Consider the following 15,746-nt stretch of genomic DNA (forward strand, 5'->3'; position numbering starts at 1 on the left):
GTTTGTTGCACTGGTGGAAGCCCTGGCGGGCGCTTATCTACCCGCTATGCAAACGAGGCCGTTCGGTCTATAAGCCCCGCAAAATTTGAAGCTTTGCCCGGCGGGGGAGCCGGGGTGGAAACAGGTGAGTATCATGGCGCAGAACTGGACCCCGAGCACGTGGCGGAACAAGCCGATCCAGCAGGTTCCGGACTATCCGAACATGGCTGCATTGGAAGCAACCGAGGCGCAGCTATCCACATTCCCGCCGCTCGTGTTTGCGGGTGAGGCGCGCCGCCTGAAATCCCAGCTGGCCAAGGTGGCGGAAGGTGACGCGTTCCTTCTGCAGGGTGGCGACTGCGCCGAAAGCTTTGCCGAGCACGGCGCCGACAATATCCGCGACTTCTTCCGCTCGTTCCTGCAGATGGCCGTCGTGCTGACCTACGGTGCGCAGCTTCCGGTCGTGAAGGTCGGCCGGATCGCCGGCCAGTTCGCTAAGCCGCGCTCGTCCAATATCGAGAAGCAGGGCGATATCGAACTGCCGTCCTACCGCGGCGATATCATCAACGGCATCGATTTCACCGAGGCCTCGCGCATTCCGAACCCGGAGCGCCAGCTGGATGCCTATCGCCAGTCGGCGGCAACGCTGAACCTTCTGCGGGCCTTCGCGATGGGTGGCTATGCCAACCTCGAAAACGTCCACAAGTGGATGCTGGGCTTCGTGAAGGACAGTCCGCAGGGCGAGCGTTACCGCATGCTGGCCGGCCGGATCAGCGAAACGATGGAGTTCATGCGGGCGATCGGCATCACGGCCGACAATCAGCCGAGCCTGCGCGAAACAGATTTCTTCACCAGCCATGAAGCCCTGCTTCTCGGCTATGAGGAAGCTTTCACGCGCGTCGATTCGACATCCGGCGACTGGTACGCAACGTCGGGCCACATGCTGTGGATCGGCGACCGCACACGCCAGCTCGACCACGCGCATGTGGAATACTTCCGCGGCATCAAAAACCCGATCGGTCTGAAATGCGGTCCGTCGCTGCAGCCGGAAAATCTGATCCAGCTGATCGACGCTCTGAACCCCGCCAACGAGCCGGGCCGGTTGACGCTGATTGCGCGCTTCGGCCACGACAAGGTTGCCGATGGCCTGCCGAAGCTGATCCGTGCCGTCGAGCGCGAAGGTCGCAAGGTCGTCTGGTCCTGCGATCCGATGCATGGCAACACGATCACGCTCAACAACTACAAGACCCGTCCTTTCGAGCGGATCCTGTCGGAAGTGGAAAGCTTCTTCCAGATCCACCGGTCGGAAGGGACCCATCCGGGCGGCATCCATATTGAGATGACCGGCAAGGATGTGACCGAATGCACCGGCGGCGCCCGTGCGGTGTCGGCCGGCGACCTGCAAGACCGCTACCACACGCACTGCGATCCGCGCCTCAACGCCGACCAGGCGCTGGAACTGGCGTTCCTCCTGGCCGAGCGTATGAAAAGCGGTCGCGACGAGAAGCGAATGGTCGTCAACGGCTGAACCCCGGTTCGACGCAACGCAAAAGGCCGGCGTTAAAACGCCGGCCTTTTGCGTTTCAACGGTCGCCTACTGGACGAGAACGGGGTTGCGGCAGGACGCGCCACCGACCTGGACATCCGCTTCACCAACGCGCACGCCGAGGGTCAGCAGGACGTTGTAGAGGACGGTGTCGACCGGGGTCATGGCCGCACCGAGCGTGGCGCCGACGGCAGAGATAATGGGTTGCGGCAGCCCGAGCCCAAGGCCGAGAAGGTCTACCCGCACAACGAGCTTGGAAAGCAGGCTCGTCGTCAGCGACTCAAGCACGTTCTTGACCGACGTCGACTTCACCCTGTTCGCGCTGATATCCGCTGGCGAGAACGTCAATCGCTCTGTCTTGAGATTGGTCGACGTGGTGTCCGCCATGGCGGAGACTTTGAGAAGAAGGGTCGAGATGATGTCGGCTCGCGTGACACGCGGATCTTTGCCGAAGTTCGTGAATGCAGTCGTATCGACGTCGCCCAATGCGATCGACGCGATGCCCGGGACGGCGTCGACATCGACGGAGGCGCTGTTGGCCGCGCCCGTACAGGTGATCCCGGCAAGCCGTCCTTCGGCATAGGCAACTTCCAGGTAGAGGGGGACGCGGACCTTGAGCCCGAGGATCGCCTGGAGGCCATCAACCACGACCTCGACCGCCACGCGTGTCTGAGCGGTGCGGACGATCGTGCCCGGCGCTCCAACTGCAAGGTAGGACGACCCGACCGGCGGCTCCCCGATCGCAACGGTCACCTTGGACGATGCGACACCGGGAATGGATGTCCCAAGGTCGACAGAGAGCTGCTTGCCGCCGCTGGCAGCGGTTGCGGCCGCCGACAGCAGATCGAAGACACTGGTGTTGACAGATAGTCCACTCGATTGGCCGATCAGCTTTTGAGATACGGGTCCCAGCTTCAGCGTATCCTCGAGCTTGACCATGACCTTCGTCTTGTTGAGCGTCTTTTCGAGATTGGAGAGGACCGTCGAGACCGAGGGGGTAAGTCCGGTCGTCTTGCCGAGGGCTCCGACGAACTTGCCATAGTTGATGTCGGTTGTGAGAACATCCGCGTAAGTCCCTGACTGGAGACCAAGATCAAGAGCAAGCTGGTCGATCGTCTTCAAGGCATTGACCTGGGCATCGGCGAGGGCCCGATAATCCATCGCCTTCAGGGAAATCGTCGTTCCGAGCATCTGGCCAAGCAGGGCATTGAGGACACCCTCGTTGACGCTTGCCAAACGACTTCCGATCGAGAAGGACGCAAGCTTATCCGTTGCTGCTGTGCCGGATGCGGCAAGCGCCGGCGGGGTGGTGAGACTTGCCCCGAACATCAGGTTGCTCTTGCTGCGGAGCGTCAAGCGGACCGCATCGGGCGGTGTTGCGCCGGCGACAAAACGGTTCGCGGCAGGCTGCGCGGGATCGGGTACATAGCGGCCCCTGGTGATCTCGGCATAGCTGCCATAGGCTTCGAGCGCCGTCTTGGGGTTGAATGGGACAACCCCCTTGGCCGTCAGCAGGCCGCCGGCGCTGACGACGCCAATGCTTTGACCGTTCATCGCGAAAAAGTCGAAAGCGGATTTTTCTGCAGTCGAAATGTTGGCCGCTGCTGCAATCGCGGCGAGGTCGGCGCTTGCCTGCAACTGCCGCTGCTGCAGCGTCAGGCTGCCATAGTCGACGCCGAGTGCCAGCGCTCCGATGGCAAGCGGCATGGCAAGTGCTGCAGTAATGGCAATGTTGCCGGCCCGGTCACCGGCGATAGTCTGACGACGCTTCAGGCGGAAAAGCATCTCAAATGCCTCCGATCCGCATGGTCGAATAGCGCCTTATGTGCTTGTCCGGCATGGCGTAGCTGTAGAGACTGAAGATCGGCAGGGTACTTGCGTCGTATTCGATCGAAACGGTGAACTGGTTGGGGTTGCTCGGGTCGCTTTGCACCTTCGTCGTGAAGTTCTTCTTGTCGAGAAGCGCATAGTCCATCGTCGACTTGGTGAGATACTCCTGCACCAGCTTCTGGCGTTCGCTGGCATCGAGGCCGGCGACAGCCGTGCGTGCCGCATCCGCGGCAATCTGCTGCACGGCGTGAGCCGCAGCGAGGTAGACGCCATAGCCGATCAGGCTGAAGAGCATCAGAAGCAGGACCGGCGCGATGATTGCGAATTCGACGGCGGAACTGCCCGAACGGCATCGCAGCAAGGATCGGATTCTCATCACCAACTCCCATTGTATGAGTATATTCGAATATAATGTTATGCGGTTATAAAGAATCCATGAATCGCGTCCGTCAGTTTTTAATGATGTGTTTTTAGAGTTCCGAAGGCTAATCTCGCGTGACTTGCCACCTTGTGTTCAGGCGTCGTAACCTCACGCTGGCAGCAAATCGCCGGGAGAGAATGCAATGCGCAGTTCGGTCGAAATCTATAATATCCGGACGCGACAGAGCCGGATTGTCTGGCAGACGAGCGCGCTTTTCGAAGCACCGAACTGGGCGCCGGACGGACGTTTCCTCATGCTCAACAGCGACGGGCTGATCTATCGGCTGCCCGTGGCCGGCGACACGCCTCCGATCATCGTTGACACCGAGTTCGCGGTTGCCTGCAACAACGACCATGGCATCTCGCCCGACGGCACGATGATTGCGATTTCCGATAAGGTCGAATTCGGCAAGTCCGCGATCTATGTGCTTGCCGCGACCGGGGGCAAGCCAAAGTTGGTGACACCGAAGCTTCCTTCCTACTGGCACGGCTGGTCTCCGGATGGACAGCGCTTCGCCTATTGCGGCATCCGCGACAACGTTTTCGATATCTATACGATTGCGGTCGAAGGCGGCGAGGAGATCCGGCTTACCCATGGCGAAGGCCGCAACGACGGGCCTGACTACTCCCCGGACGGGAACTGGATCTATTTCAATTCTAGCCGCACTGGCACCATGCAGATCTGGCGCGTGCCGGCTTTGGGCGGCTCGGCGGAGCGCATCACCGACAGCCCCTATGGCGACTGGTTTCCGCATCCGTCACCGAAGGGAGACAAGATCGTTTTCGTGTCCTATGACGGCGACGTGTTCGATCATCCGCGCGATCTCGATGTCCGGGTTCGGCTGATGGATATGGATGGCAGCAATGTCGAAACGCTGTTCGAACTGTTCGGCGGGCAGGGCACGATGAATTCACCAAACTGGTCACCGGACGGTGACGAATTCGCCTATGTCAGGTATTTTCCTGTTTCGTGATGGGCTTGCGATATCTGGTATGGTCGGGCATAGCCTCGGCAGTTTTGCTTCAGCCGTCGCAAGCACTGTTGGGGATAGACGATGCCGCCAATTCCAGACCCGTCCGACGATACGCAAGCAGGCCTTGCTCCGGCCGGCGCCTTTTCCGCGACGGAGCGGGCAGCGATCTACCGGGTGATCGAAACGCGACGCGACGTTCGCGATCAGTTCCTTGCCGACCCCTTGAGCGACGAGCTTGTCACCCGTCTTCTGGCGGCCGCGCATGCCGCACCGTCAGTCGGGTTCATGCAGCCGTGGAACTTCATCCTCGTCCGTGACCAGGCGATGCGGCAGGCGGCCTGGGAGGCCTTTTCCAAGGCCAATGACGAGGCGGCCGAGATGTTTTCCGGCGGCGAGCGCGAGCTTTATCGCAGCCTCAAGCTTGAAGGCATTCGCAAGGCGCCGCTATCGATCTGCGTTACCTGTGATCCGGACAGGGCGGGACCGGTCGTGCTCGGTCGCACCCACAATCCGCGCATGGATGTCTACTCCACCGTCTGCGCCGTGCAGAACCTGTGGCTTGCCGCGCGCGCCGAAGGCGTCGGTGTCGGCTGGGTCAGCATTTTCCGCGATGAGGACGTGCGCAGGCTGCTGGGTATCCCAGAGCGCGTGGCGATCGTCGCCTGGCTCTGTCTCGGCCATGTGGACAAGCTCTACAGCGAGCCGGAACTGGCCGTGCGCGGCTGGCGCCAGCGCCTTGCACTGGATGACCTGGTGTTTTCCGAGTGCTGGCAGGGTGACTGACTACTGCTGTTGCTGCGGTCCATTTTCGCGGGGGTGGCGCAGATCAATACTGGCTTCAGGGAGAAAAATCGGACCCACCGTGCGGACCTTTGCGGAGGTTTCGTAATTCCGCTCCGGTACCGGCGGCGTGGGATCGATCGCAACCTTCTGGACGGTGGCAGGCTTGCGGGTCCGCAGGTCGGTGATGCTGCCGGAATAGGCCTCCTCATCCTTCGGTAGCGCGATCCCCTTTACCCGGATCCGTTCCTTTTCCTCCTCCTTCGCGACATCCTGGAAATCGGACGGAATGCAGGCATTCTGGCGGATGGCAACGATGGTTGCGCCGCGCTCTTCCCCGGTGACGGACAGGTTGCGGGCTTTGTTGCGCTCGTCGACAAGCACTTCGCGGTTTTCCTCCAGGGCTTGCAGCTGCTCGAGGAGGGGTTCGCACTGGTCGGCCTTGGCCGCGCCAAAGGAAACAATGCTGCCGCCACCGCATCCGGCGCGGCGCATGTCGACGCGAAGTTTGCGGATGTCGGAGTTTGCCTGGCTGAGGTCCTGCGCATATCGGCGCATTTCAGCGGTATTGCCGATCACAACCGGTGTGCTGTGAAGCTTGCGGTACAGATCCGCACAAAGCTGCGCATCCCGCGCCAGGACGGAGGCGGGGACGAAGACGAGCGGAATGAAGATCAGGCCGCGAAATCGCATCGCTTTTCCGGCAATTCGTTAAAACCCATCAAACATAGGCCGGGGCGGATGAAGATATCCTAAACCGCCCCGGCTTCTGTGAGACCTAGCCGAACAGCGACTCTGGCTGCGAGGCTTCGACGACGGCCAGAGCCGCCATATTGACGACGCCGCGGGATGTGACGGACTGGCCGAGAACATGGGCGGGTTTTGCCGTGCCAAGCAGGATCGGGCCGACATGCAGCGCGTCCATCATGGTGCGCACCAGGCCAAGCGAGATGCTGGCCGCATCGAGGTTCGGGAAGACCAGCAGATTGGCTTCACCGGACAATGTGGTGCTCGGCATGGCGCGCTTGCGCAGTTCCTCGGAAAGCGCCGAGCCACCCTGCATTTCACCGTCGACTTCCAGATCCGGCGCCCGTTCGCGAATAATGGCGAGTGCGTCGCGCATCTTCGCGGCGCTTTCGGAATTGCGCGAGCCGAAGTTGGAGTGGCAGATGAGGGCCGCCTTCGGCTTGATGCCGAAGCGGCGCACTTCCTGGGCCGAGAGAATGGTGATCTCGGCAATCTCTTCGGCGGTCGGATTGTAGTTGACGAACGTGTCGGTGAAGAAGATCGCACCGCGCTGCGAAATCAGCAGGCTGAGGCCGGCGAGCGTCTTCGTGCCTTCGCGTTTGCCGATGATCTGGTTGACGTCGCGCAGATGCCGGTCGTAGCGGCCTTCGATGCCGCAGATCAGCGCATCGGCCTCGCCGCGCTGGACCGATAGCGCGCCGATGACCGTGTTGCTGGTGCGCACGATGGTTCGTGCTGCTTCCGGATTGACGCCCTGGCGGCCGACAAGCGCAAAATAGTCGTCGACATAGCCGCGGTAACGCGGATCGTCTTCCGGGTTGACGACGGCGAAATCGACATTCGGGCGGATGCGGATGCCGAAACGCTGGAGACGCGCTTCGATGACCGAGGGACGGCCGATCAGGATGGGCCTTGCGATCTGCTCTTCGAGCAGGATCTGTGCGGCCCTCAGAACGCGTTCGTCCTCGCCTTCGGCGAAGATGACGCGATTTCTCTCGGCAGTCTTGGCCGCCGTGAAGATCGGCTTCATCACGAAGCCGGAGCGCCAGACGAATCGGCTAAGCTGGTCGAGATAGGCTTCAAAATCCTGGATCGGACGAGCGGCGACGCCGCTTTCGGCCGCAGCCCTTGCGACGGCCGGCGCGATGCGCAGGATCAGCCGCGGATCAAATGGCGATGGGATCAGGTAGTCGGGGCCAAAGATCGGCGTTTCACCGGAATAGGCTTTCGCGGCGACGTCGGAGACTTCCTCGCGGGCAAGTGCCGCGATCGCCTTGACCGCCGCCATCTTCATTTCTTCGTTGATCGTGCGGGCGCCGCAATCGAGTGCACCACGGAAGATGTAGGGGAAGCAGAGGACGTTGTTGACCTGGTTGGCGAAGTCCGAGCGGCCGGTGCAGATCATCGCGTCGGGACGCTCGGCGCGTGCGAGTTCCGGCATGATTTCCGGCGTCGGGTTGGCGAGCGCCATGATCAGCGGCTTTTCGGCCATCTGCACCAGAAGTTCGGGCTTGAGCACGCCTGCGGCCGACAGGCCGAGGAAGACGTCTGCGCCGGCGATATTGTCGGCCAGAACGCGGTTGTCGCTCTTCTGGGCGTAGATCGCCTTCCACTCGTCCATCAGCTCGACGCGGCCCTCATAGACCAGCCCTTCGATATCGTGGACCCAGATGTTTTCCTTCTTCGCACCAAGCGACACGAGAAGATGCAGGCAGGCAAGCGCCGCCGCACCGGCGCCCGACGTGACGATCTTGACGTTATCGATCGTCTTGCCGGCAAGCTCTAGGCCGTTGAGGATCGCGGCGGCGACAATGATCGCCGTTCCGTGCTGATCGTCATGGAAGACCGGGATGTTCATCTTTTCGCGAAGACGACGCTCGACTTCGAAACATTCCGGAGACTTGATGTCTTCGAGGTTGATGCCGCCGAAGGTCGGCTCGAGTGCCGAGATCGTCGAGACCATGGCTTCGATGCCCGGCGCGTCGATTTCGATGTCGAACACATCGATGCCGGCGAATTTCTTGAAGAGGACGGCCTTGCCTTCCATTACCGGCTTGGAGGCAAGCGGGCCGATATTGCCGAGCCCGAGCACGGCAGTGCCATTGGAGACCACGGCGACCAGATTGGCACGCGCGGTGAATTCCGCGGCCATTTCCGGATTGTCGCGGATCGCGAGGCAAGGGGCGGCCACACCCGGGGAATAGGCAAGTGCGAGGTCGCGCTGGTTGCCGAGCGGCTTGGTGGCCTGGATTTCCAGTTTGCCGGGGCGGGGATAGCGGTGGAAGAAGAGAGCCTGTTCGTCGAGATCTCCGGTTACCGGCGATGGTTTCGGATTGTCGTGCCCATCCATGCTCTTATGGCTCCTCGTATCGATTTCCGTCCTGACATGCGAGTCCCCTCCTTACATCAATCGATCCATCGAGAAACTACAATATTTGCGATGCTGTCGGATTTTGCCGCCGGTTTCGGGTGGTCGCCGACTGCGGCGATCGCGCCCCTGTCATCATCCTGAAACACGAGTTTGATTTTCGAAGGGTAGGACAAGGTAGGTAACGAAGGGACGTTTCCGTGGCCGATGCAATCGAGACAAGGCATTTCAGAACCCTGTTCATTTCGGACGTGCATCTCGGCTCCAAAGCCGCCCGCACGGACTTTCTCCTCGATTTCCTGCGCTACCACGAGGCGGAAACGATCGTGCTGGTCGGCGATATCGTCGACGGCTGGCGGTTGAAGCGCAGCTGGAACTGGCCGCAGGGCTGTAACGACGTGGTTCAGAAGCTTTTGCGCAAGGCGCGCAAGGGCACGCGGATCGTCTACATTCCGGGAAACCACGACGAATTCCTGCGCGATTTCCCCGGCATGCATTTCGGCGGTATCGAGGTCGCAGACCGGATGATCTACGAGATGGCAGACGGGCGGAAATACCTGGTGCTGCACGGTGACGAGTTCGACGTCGTGGTGCGCAATGCGCGTCTGCTCGCCTATCTCGGTGACTGGGCCTATGATGCGGCAATCGCCATCAATGTCGGTCTTGCAGCGGTGCGCCGCCGCATCGGCCTGCCATACTGGTCATTCTCTGCCTGGGCGAAGCTGCAGGTGAAGCACGCCGTGAATTTCATCGGCGAGTTCCAGAAGGTTGTCGTCGACGAGGCTCGTCGCAACAATGTCGATGGCATCATCTGCGGCCATATCCATCATGCGGTGATGGAAGACATCGACGGGATCCACTACGTCAACACGGGCGACTGGGTCGAAAGCTGCACGGCGATTGCCGAGCATCGCGACGGGACGCTGGAACTGATCTCCTGGCAGAAGATCGCGAAGACTGCGGAAATCACGACGCTGCCTTCACCGGAGACCATTAGGGGCATGCAGGCTGCGTAACGGCCTGTCGGTGCAAGGGACTCATTATCCCCAGAGATTCGTCCGGGGCGGATAGACCAGCGATCCGTCGTATCGCAGCCCGTCCGGGCGGTCTTGCGCCAAGAGTAGCGGACCGTCGAGATCGGCGTAGTCGGCATCCTGCGCCAGAAGAACTGCGGGGGCCATGGCAAGCGAGGTTCCGACCATGCAGCCGATCATGACGGCAAAGCCCAGTCGCTGCGCTTCCTCCTTCATGATCAGCGCCTCGGTCAGCCCGCCGGTCTTGTCGAGCTTGATGTTGACGGCGTCATAGCGGTTTCTCAGGCTTGCGAGATCGCCGGTCGCGTGGACGCTTTCGTCGGCGCAGATCATCACCTTGCGGCGGATGGTGGCGAGAATCGCATCCTTGCCGGCGGCGAGCGGTTGTTCGATCAGCGACACGCCAAGGGCGTCTGCCACTTCCAGATGACGGGCAAGGTTATCTTCCGTCCAACCCTCGTTCGCATCGATGATCAGCCGCGAATCGGGCGCTGCATCGCGCACGGCGCGCATGCGACTTTCGTCATCGTCTGTGCCGAGCTTGACCTTGAGGAGCGGACGCCAGGCATTTTTCCGCGCATCCTCTGCCATCGCCTCGGGTTCGCCCAGAGACAGCGTGAAGGCGGTGACAAGAGGCTTTTCTCCGACCTCGATCATCGATGCCACGGACCGGCCGAGGCTCTTGGCTTCCAAATCCCACAAGGCGCAATCGACAGCGTTTCGCGCAGCACCCGGCCGCAGCCGTGTCTGGAGCGTGTGGCGATCCATGCCATCGTGCATCATCGAAGCAAGGGAGTTGATCTCGTCGAGGACGCCTTCGGTTGTTTCACCGTAGCGTTTGTAGGGAACGCATTCGCCCCGGCCGGTCAGGCCGTCGCGGGTGATCGCACAGGTCACCACCTCGGCTTCTGTCTTGGAACCGCGAGAAATCGTAAACACCCCCGCGATCGGGAATTTCTCGATTGTTGCTTCGAAGTGACGCGTCATGGTTTTCCACCTGGGCGTTGTGGCAAATCCGTTCAGGGTCGCTATATTGCCGCTCTCAGTGCTGCGATCAACAGCAGATCGCAGCCGCGTGCTGCTTAACCTAAGCCGAAAGAAACCTGTGCCGTCACAACCTGCCGAAATCAAAGCCGAAGACCTGCCCGGCGGCGATGGCGAGCGCTACATTCTGGCCGGAGAATGGCGCAATCATTCGATTTCGCCGGTCCTCAAGGCGTTTGGCGATCTTGAAAAGAGCAGCGGGTCTGGATCCCTCGAGATCGACGTCTCGGGGATCGACGGGATCGATACATCCGGCGCCTGGCTGATTCGCCGTCTTCTGTCGGCAAAAGCCGAGCAGGGTCGCGACGCGAAGTTGGTCGGGGCGGAAGGGACGATCGAGGAACTGGTTGGCGCCCTGCCGGAAAAGACCCCGGCACCGCCGCCCAACGATCAGGACAAGCGGTCGCTGTTTGATCGCGTGTTCAGCCCGGTCGGCAAGACGATGACGGAATTTGCCGGTGACTTCGTCGCCGCCATGCACATTCTCGGCTCGGCGGTCCGTGGCGCACAGCTGAAATTCGGCCGCGGATCCGGCGTTTCTCCGGCATCCGTCGTGACGCATATCGACCGGATGGGCGTGCGTGCGGTGCCGATCATCCTCCTGATGTCGTTTCTGATCGGCGCGATCATTGCCCAGCAGGGCGCTTTCCAGCTCCGGTATTTCGGGGCAGAAATCTTCGTCGTCGACTTGGTCGGCATTCTGCAGCTTCGCGAAATCGGCGTTCTGATCACTGCGATCATGATCGCCGGCCGTTCGGGAAGCGCGATTACCGCCGAAATCGGCTCCATGAAGATGCGCGAAGAGATCGACGCGCTGACCGTGATCGGCCTTAATCCCGTCGGTGTGCTCGTGTTCCCGCGTCTCGTGGCGCTGACGATAGCACTGCCGCTTCTGACCATCGTGGCAAACCTGTCGGCCCTCTACGGCGCTGCGGTGATCACGCTGGTCTACTCCGGCATCACTTTTGATACGTTCCTGTCGCGCCTCAAGGAGGCGGTGGACTTCTCGTCGGTGGCATCAGGCATGATCAAGGCGCCGTTCATGGCGCTGGCAATCGGCATCGTGGCGGCTGTCGAGGGAATGAAAGTCGGCGGCAGCGCAGAATTGCTCGGCCAGCACGTTACCTCGTCGGTGGTGAAATCGATCTTCGCGGTGATCCTGATCGACGCGATGTTTGCGATTTTCTATTCCGCGATCGATTTTTGATGGGGACCGGCGTGGAAGACGTTCAAACCTTTGACAATACCAAACCCGCGGAGACGAAGAGCGACGAGCGCAAGGTCGTGCTGTCGGTCAAGGATCTGACGGTCGGCTTCGGCTCGAAGCTCGTGCTGGACAATCTGAACCTCGATATCTACCGGGGCGAGATCCTCGGCTTCGTCGGAGCGTCGGGCACCGGTAAGTCGGTGCTGATGCGCACGGTTCTCAGATTGCTGCCGCAGCGCTCAGGTACGATCGAGATCCTCGGAGTTGATTATGCCACCGCCGACGAACAGCAGCGCGTGGCGCTCGATACGCGGCTCGGCGTGCTGTTCCAGCACGGTGCGTTGTTTTCGGCACTGACGGTGAAAGAAAACATCCAGCTGCCGATGCGCGAGTATCTCGATCTGCCGCAGTCGCTGATGGACGAACTCGCCTACGTGAAGCTCGAGATGGTGGGCCTGCCGCCCGATGCGGCCGACAAGTATCCGTCGGAACTATCCGGCGGCATGATCAAGCGCGCAGCCCTTGCGCGCGCTCTGGCGCTCGACCCCGATCTGGTTTTCCTCGACGAGCCGACATCCGGGCTCGACCCCATCGGCGCTGCCGATTTCGATGCCTTGATTGCAAGGCTGCGCGATACGCTTGGCCTCACCGTGTACATGGTGACCCACGACCTCGACAGCCTGTTTTCCGTTTGTGATCGCATTGCCGTGCTTGGGCAGAAACGGGTCTTGGTGGAAGGCACGCTTGAGGATATGTTCGCCTTCGACGATCCGTGGGTTCAGTCCTATTTCAAGGGCAAGCGCGCGCGTTCCGTCGTGACCGATGAGACCAGGCCCGACGGCGAATCTGAGAAGTGATGTAACCTATGGAAACTAAAGCAAATTACGCCCTCGTCGGCTTTTTTACCTTGCTGGTAATGGCTGCCGCTTTCGGGTTCGTCTACTGGATGGCTTCGTCCGGCCGCGGAGGCCCCACGGCTGAGCTGGCGATTCGCATTCCGGGCTCCGCAAACGGTCTTTCCGTTGGTTCGGCGGTGCGCTTCAACGGCATCCCAGTCGGCTCCGTGCGCAGCCTCAGCATCGACCCGGATGATCCGCGCTACTCGATCGCGTTCACCGAAGTGCGCGCCGACGCACCTGTCTACCAGTCGACCAAGGCCGTTCTGGAAGTTCAGGGCCTGACGGGCGCTGCCTATGTGGAAATGTCGGGTGGTGCCAAGGGTGAAGAAAACATCCTGCAGAAGGCGATCGAGAGTGGCCGTCCTGCGGTGCTGATCGCCGACCAGTCGAGCGTGACCAACCTTCTTGCGACCGCCGACAAGATCCTCGACCGGGCCGACCAGGCGATCGGCGACATCCAGGGATTTGTCGGGGACGCACGTGGTCCGCTGACGCAGACCATTCGCAACGTCGAGACGTTTACGGCTGCGCTCAGCAACAATTCGGACAGCATCGACAAATTCCTGAACAGCCTCTCGACGCTGTCGGCGACGGTCGATCGCGTCTCCGGCACGTTGAACTCGACGCTCGAAGCAGCCGACCAGCTGGTACGGGCAATCGATGCGGAGCGCGTCAATCAGGTTGTCACGAACGCCGAACGGGTGACTCGCAACATTGCCAATGCCTCGGACAACTTCGGCCCTCTGGTGCAGAACGTGACCCAGGCGGCTGCGAGCTTCCAGCAGGCAGGCGTCGATGCGCAGAGCGCCCTGAAACGCGCCGATACGCTGATGGCGGCCGTCGACGTCAATCAGGTCGGCGCAACGATCCGCAACATTTCGTCGGCATCCGAAGACGCACGCCAGACGCTCAGCTCGGCGCGCGACGTGATCGACGACGTGTCGCGCCGCCGCGACGACATCAACGGTGCGATCTCCAACTTCACGGACATGTCGACCAAGCTCAACAACGCTTCGAACCGCGTCGACGGAATTCTGGCGAAGGTGGACGGGCTGGTCTCCAGCGACAACTCGCAGGGTCTGTTTGCCGAGGCGCGCAAGACGCTCGAATCCTTCCGCACCGTCGCCGACAATATCAATTCGCGCGTTGGACCGATTGCCGACAACCTGTCGCGCTTTTCGTCCGGTGGCCTGAGAGACATCCAAACGCTGATCAACGACACGCGCGGAACCGTGCAGTCGCTCAATCAGGCAATCAGCAATTTTGACCAGAACCCCCAGCGCCTGATCTTCGGCGGCGAAACGGTGAAAGAGTACGATGGCAGGACACGGCGCTAACATGCGGGGAGTTCAGGGTTTCATGCAAGGATCTGCGATGCTTCGCGTCATGCGCCATCCGATCATCATCGCAGCCCCTTTGATGGCAGCACTTCTGGCCGGTTGTGGCAGCAAGGCGAACAACGACACGTTCGACCTGTCGATCACGCCGATGGCGAGTGGAGCAACCGCAAAGAGCCGGCAGATCCTGGTGCCTGAACCGACTGCGGTCAAGATGCTCAACAGCGACCAGGTCGTTGTGCGTATTTCGCCCTCCGAGGTTCAGTATCTGGCCAATTCCCGCTGGGGCGACAGGCTTCCGGCACTGGTCCAGTCGAAGCTGGTCGAAGCGTTCGAAAACTCAGGACGGGTTGGCGGCGTCGGCAAGCCGGGGCAGGGTCTGGCGATCGACTATCAGGTCGTGACAGACATCCGCAGCTTCGAGGTGGTGACTGAGGGCAACAGGCTCGCCACGGTGGAGATCTCGGCAAAGCTCTTGAACGACCGCAACGGCAGCGTTCGTGCACAGACCGTCTTCAAGGCAACGGTGCCGGTCGCCGGAACCGAGAACCGCCGCTTCATCGAAGCGCTGGACAAGGCATTTGCACAGGTCGGCGCGAATATTGTCGACTGGGCTCTCAAGGCCATGTGATCCTTTTCGCGCGGGGACGACCCGCGCGATATCGGCCTGGGGGAGACTTCTCTGCCGAACACTTCGCAGCAGAGAAGCATTCTCCTGCAGTACGTCATGTGAGCTGAGCGAGCGCTACCAAGGGCGCTGGCGGTGAAGCTTGGCGGTAGTCCCAAGCATCGCGATAGGATACCCACCCGGCTCCCGGACCCGCTCTGCCTGGTGAGCGATATGATACTGCTTCCAGCCCTGAGATCCTCGCAAGTCCTGCCATGTGTCTTTGACAGCGGGCTTCGCAATCCGAAGGAATAGCCTGGCCGTTGTGGGGTTGACCTGCGCTATAAACAGCGCTCCGATCTCGGTTGCCTCCCATGAGAGGCGAGCGAATAACTGAGCCTTCGATCCCCGTTTATCTTTTCAGGCAATCCGGTTTTGCTCCCTCCGGTGACACCGTGGTCAGCGTTGCACCGTTGGAAAGTGTCGTGGCGGTTTATGGCGCAGGCGGCGTGGTGGGCGAAGGTGGTCTGGCTTCTGCCTTTGGCGGCGCCGTGGTGTTTCGCAACGATGTCGCCGGCGCGTGCTACATCGGCGTCTAGGGCGCCCGGAACGCGTCACGCTTTAGCAGCGACCTTCGTGCACGGATGGAGATCATTCTCCTCAGGCACGCGCCCGATACGCGGCTCAGTTTCTGGGGCGCGGCAAAAGAGCGGCCGTTGAGGAACTGAGTAGAAAGAGGGCCAGACGTCAGGTTCGCTCCGATGCAGTGCAGGCCATCGAAAGCCGGCTTGATGGGCGACTGAGTGTTCTGTGAAGTACTGGCGAAAAACTCCGCAGGTCGCTTTGGAAACTTAGCCTGTCACCAAACTTCTCTAATCCTCGCCCTTGTGGCGGGGATCCAGTCCGTACGTGTCCATGAAGTGAAGGAGTCTGTGACCCGACAGACCTCGTGCCGCTGGAATTTCGGCACAAGG

13 protein-coding genes are annotated in these 15,746 nt (G+C 61.0%); 8 read left to right on the top strand and 5 right to left on the bottom strand.

From position 1 onward, the window contains the following. Window positions 1-133 precede the first annotated feature (133 nt). The gene (locus ACQY1J_RS11570; protein WP_430251527.1) at window positions 134-1,507 is read left to right on the top strand and encodes a class II 3-deoxy-7-phosphoheptulonate synthase; all 1,374 of its coding nucleotides are present in this window, start codon (window positions 134-136) and stop codon (window positions 1,505-1,507) included. Window positions 1,508-1,573: 66 nt separating this feature from the next. Here ACQY1J_RS11570 and ACQY1J_RS11575 read toward each other — a convergent pair whose 3' ends face one another. Then, window positions 1,574-3,310 (bottom strand): pilus assembly protein TadG-related protein, encoded by a 1,737-nt coding sequence (locus tag ACQY1J_RS11575; RefSeq protein WP_430251529.1) that lies wholly within the window; start codon window positions 3,308-3,310, stop codon window positions 1,574-1,576. Window position 3,311: 1 nt separating this feature from the next. Then, window positions 3,312-3,731, bottom strand: a complete 420-nt coding sequence (locus ACQY1J_RS11580; RefSeq protein ID WP_062456567.1) for a TadE/TadG family type IV pilus assembly protein — start codon at window positions 3,729-3,731, stop codon at window positions 3,312-3,314. Window positions 3,732-3,918: 187 nt separating this feature from the next. Here ACQY1J_RS11580 and ACQY1J_RS11585 point away from each other — a divergent pair, with 187 nt between their 5' ends. Both ACQY1J_RS11585 and bluB read left to right on the top strand, forming a co-directional pair. Further along, window positions 3,919-4,749, top strand: coding sequence for a TolB family protein (locus ACQY1J_RS11585; protein WP_430251531.1), 831 nt, complete (start codon window positions 3,919-3,921; stop codon window positions 4,747-4,749). A gap of 81 nt (window positions 4,750-4,830) precedes the next feature. Continuing rightward, window positions 4,831-5,532 carry a 5,6-dimethylbenzimidazole synthase gene (gene bluB / locus ACQY1J_RS11590; protein WP_430251533.1) on the top strand — a complete coding sequence of 234 codons (702 nt, stop codon included), beginning with the start codon at window positions 4,831-4,833 and terminating at the stop codon, window positions 5,530-5,532. Here bluB and ACQY1J_RS11595 read toward each other — a convergent pair whose 3' ends face one another. Together ACQY1J_RS11595 and ACQY1J_RS11600 are read right to left on the bottom strand one after the other, a co-directional pair. Further along, window positions 5,533-6,222 carry a hypothetical protein gene (locus ACQY1J_RS11595; protein ID WP_092660813.1) on the bottom strand — a complete coding sequence of 230 codons (690 nt, stop codon included), beginning with the start codon at window positions 6,220-6,222 and terminating at the stop codon, window positions 5,533-5,535. It lies immediately after the preceding gene. 85 nt (window positions 6,223-6,307) lie between these two features. Next, complete coding sequence (locus ACQY1J_RS11600; protein WP_062456577.1) at window positions 6,308-8,626, bottom strand: NADP-dependent malic enzyme; 2,319 nt, start codon at window positions 8,624-8,626, stop codon at window positions 6,308-6,310. Between the two features lie 218 nt (window positions 8,627-8,844). On the opposite strand from ACQY1J_RS11600, the gene ACQY1J_RS11605 reads away from it, so the two are divergent. Then, entirely contained in the window at window positions 8,845-9,660 is an 816-nt protein-coding gene (locus tag ACQY1J_RS11605) for a UDP-2,3-diacylglucosamine diphosphatase (RefSeq protein WP_062456580.1), read from the top strand. 24 nt (window positions 9,661-9,684) lie between these two features. Here ACQY1J_RS11605 and dgcA read toward each other — a convergent pair whose 3' ends face one another. Continuing rightward, on the bottom strand, window positions 9,685-10,665 hold the full coding sequence (gene dgcA, locus ACQY1J_RS11610) for an N-acetyl-D-Glu racemase DgcA (protein ID WP_430251536.1): 981 nt from the start codon (window positions 10,663-10,665) through the stop codon (window positions 9,685-9,687). Between the two features lie 58 nt (window positions 10,666-10,723). Between dgcA and ACQY1J_RS11615 the strand changes: the two genes are divergently transcribed. Genes ACQY1J_RS11615 through ACQY1J_RS11630 form a run of 4 tightly spaced genes read left to right on the top strand, consistent with a single transcriptional unit; the run spans window position 10,724 to window position 14,796 of the window. Then, window positions 10,724-11,929 carry an ABC transporter permease gene (locus ACQY1J_RS11615; protein WP_430251926.1) on the top strand — a complete coding sequence of 402 codons (1,206 nt, stop codon included), beginning with the start codon at window positions 10,724-10,726 and terminating at the stop codon, window positions 11,927-11,929. Further along, window positions 11,929-12,786: an ABC transporter ATP-binding protein gene (locus ACQY1J_RS11620; RefSeq protein ID WP_062456591.1), complete on the top strand. Its 858-nt coding sequence runs from the start codon at window positions 11,929-11,931 to the stop codon at window positions 12,784-12,786. Before ACQY1J_RS11615 ends, ACQY1J_RS11620 begins: the two co-directional genes overlap by 1 nt. An 8-nt stretch (window positions 12,787-12,794) precedes the next feature. Continuing rightward, entirely contained in the window at window positions 12,795-14,165 is a 1,371-nt protein-coding gene (locus tag ACQY1J_RS11625) for an MlaD family protein (RefSeq protein ID WP_430251538.1), read from the top strand. A gap of 22 nt (window positions 14,166-14,187) precedes the next feature. Continuing rightward, window positions 14,188-14,796 (top strand): ABC-type transport auxiliary lipoprotein family protein, encoded by a 609-nt coding sequence (locus ACQY1J_RS11630; RefSeq protein WP_062458021.1) that lies wholly within the window; start codon window positions 14,188-14,190, stop codon window positions 14,794-14,796. Window positions 14,797-15,746 lie beyond the last annotated feature (950 nt).

This window comes from Neorhizobium sp. DAR64860/K0K1 (assembly GCF_050500205.1).
GTDB classification, from domain to species: Bacteria; Pseudomonadota; Alphaproteobacteria; order Rhizobiales; family Rhizobiaceae; genus Neorhizobium; species Neorhizobium soli.

Excerpts from the sequence above, each read along its gene's own strand:
- ACQY1J_RS11625 (WP_430251538.1), top strand. The coding sequence starts at position 12,795 with ATGGAAACTAAAGCAAATTACGCCCTCGTCGGCTTTTTTACCTTGCTG.
- ACQY1J_RS11580 (WP_062456567.1), bottom strand. The coding sequence starts at position 3,731 with ATGAGAATCCGATCCTTGCTGCGATGCCGTTCGGGCAGTTCCGCCGTC.
- ACQY1J_RS11570 (WP_430251527.1), top strand. The coding sequence starts at position 134 with ATGGCGCAGAACTGGACCCCGAGCACGTGGCGGAACAAGCCGATCCAG.
- dgcA (WP_430251536.1), bottom strand. The coding sequence starts at position 10,665 with ATGACGCGTCACTTCGAAGCAACAATCGAGAAATTCCCGATCGCGGGG.
- ACQY1J_RS11620 (WP_062456591.1), top strand. The coding sequence starts at position 11,929 with ATGGGGACCGGCGTGGAAGACGTTCAAACCTTTGACAATACCAAACCC.
- ACQY1J_RS11600 (WP_062456577.1), bottom strand. The coding sequence starts at position 8,626 with ATGGATGGGCACGACAATCCGAAACCATCGCCGGTAACCGGAGATCTC.
- bluB (WP_430251533.1), top strand. The coding sequence starts at position 4,831 with ATGCCGCCAATTCCAGACCCGTCCGACGATACGCAAGCAGGCCTTGCT.
- ACQY1J_RS11595 (WP_092660813.1), bottom strand. The coding sequence starts at position 6,222 with ATGCGATTTCGCGGCCTGATCTTCATTCCGCTCGTCTTCGTCCCCGCC.
- ACQY1J_RS11575 (WP_430251529.1), bottom strand. The coding sequence starts at position 3,310 with ATGCTTTTCCGCCTGAAGCGTCGTCAGACTATCGCCGGTGACCGGGCC.
- ACQY1J_RS11585 (WP_430251531.1), top strand. The coding sequence starts at position 3,919 with ATGCGCAGTTCGGTCGAAATCTATAATATCCGGACGCGACAGAGCCGG.
- ACQY1J_RS11630 (WP_062458021.1), top strand. The coding sequence starts at position 14,188 with ATGCAAGGATCTGCGATGCTTCGCGTCATGCGCCATCCGATCATCATC.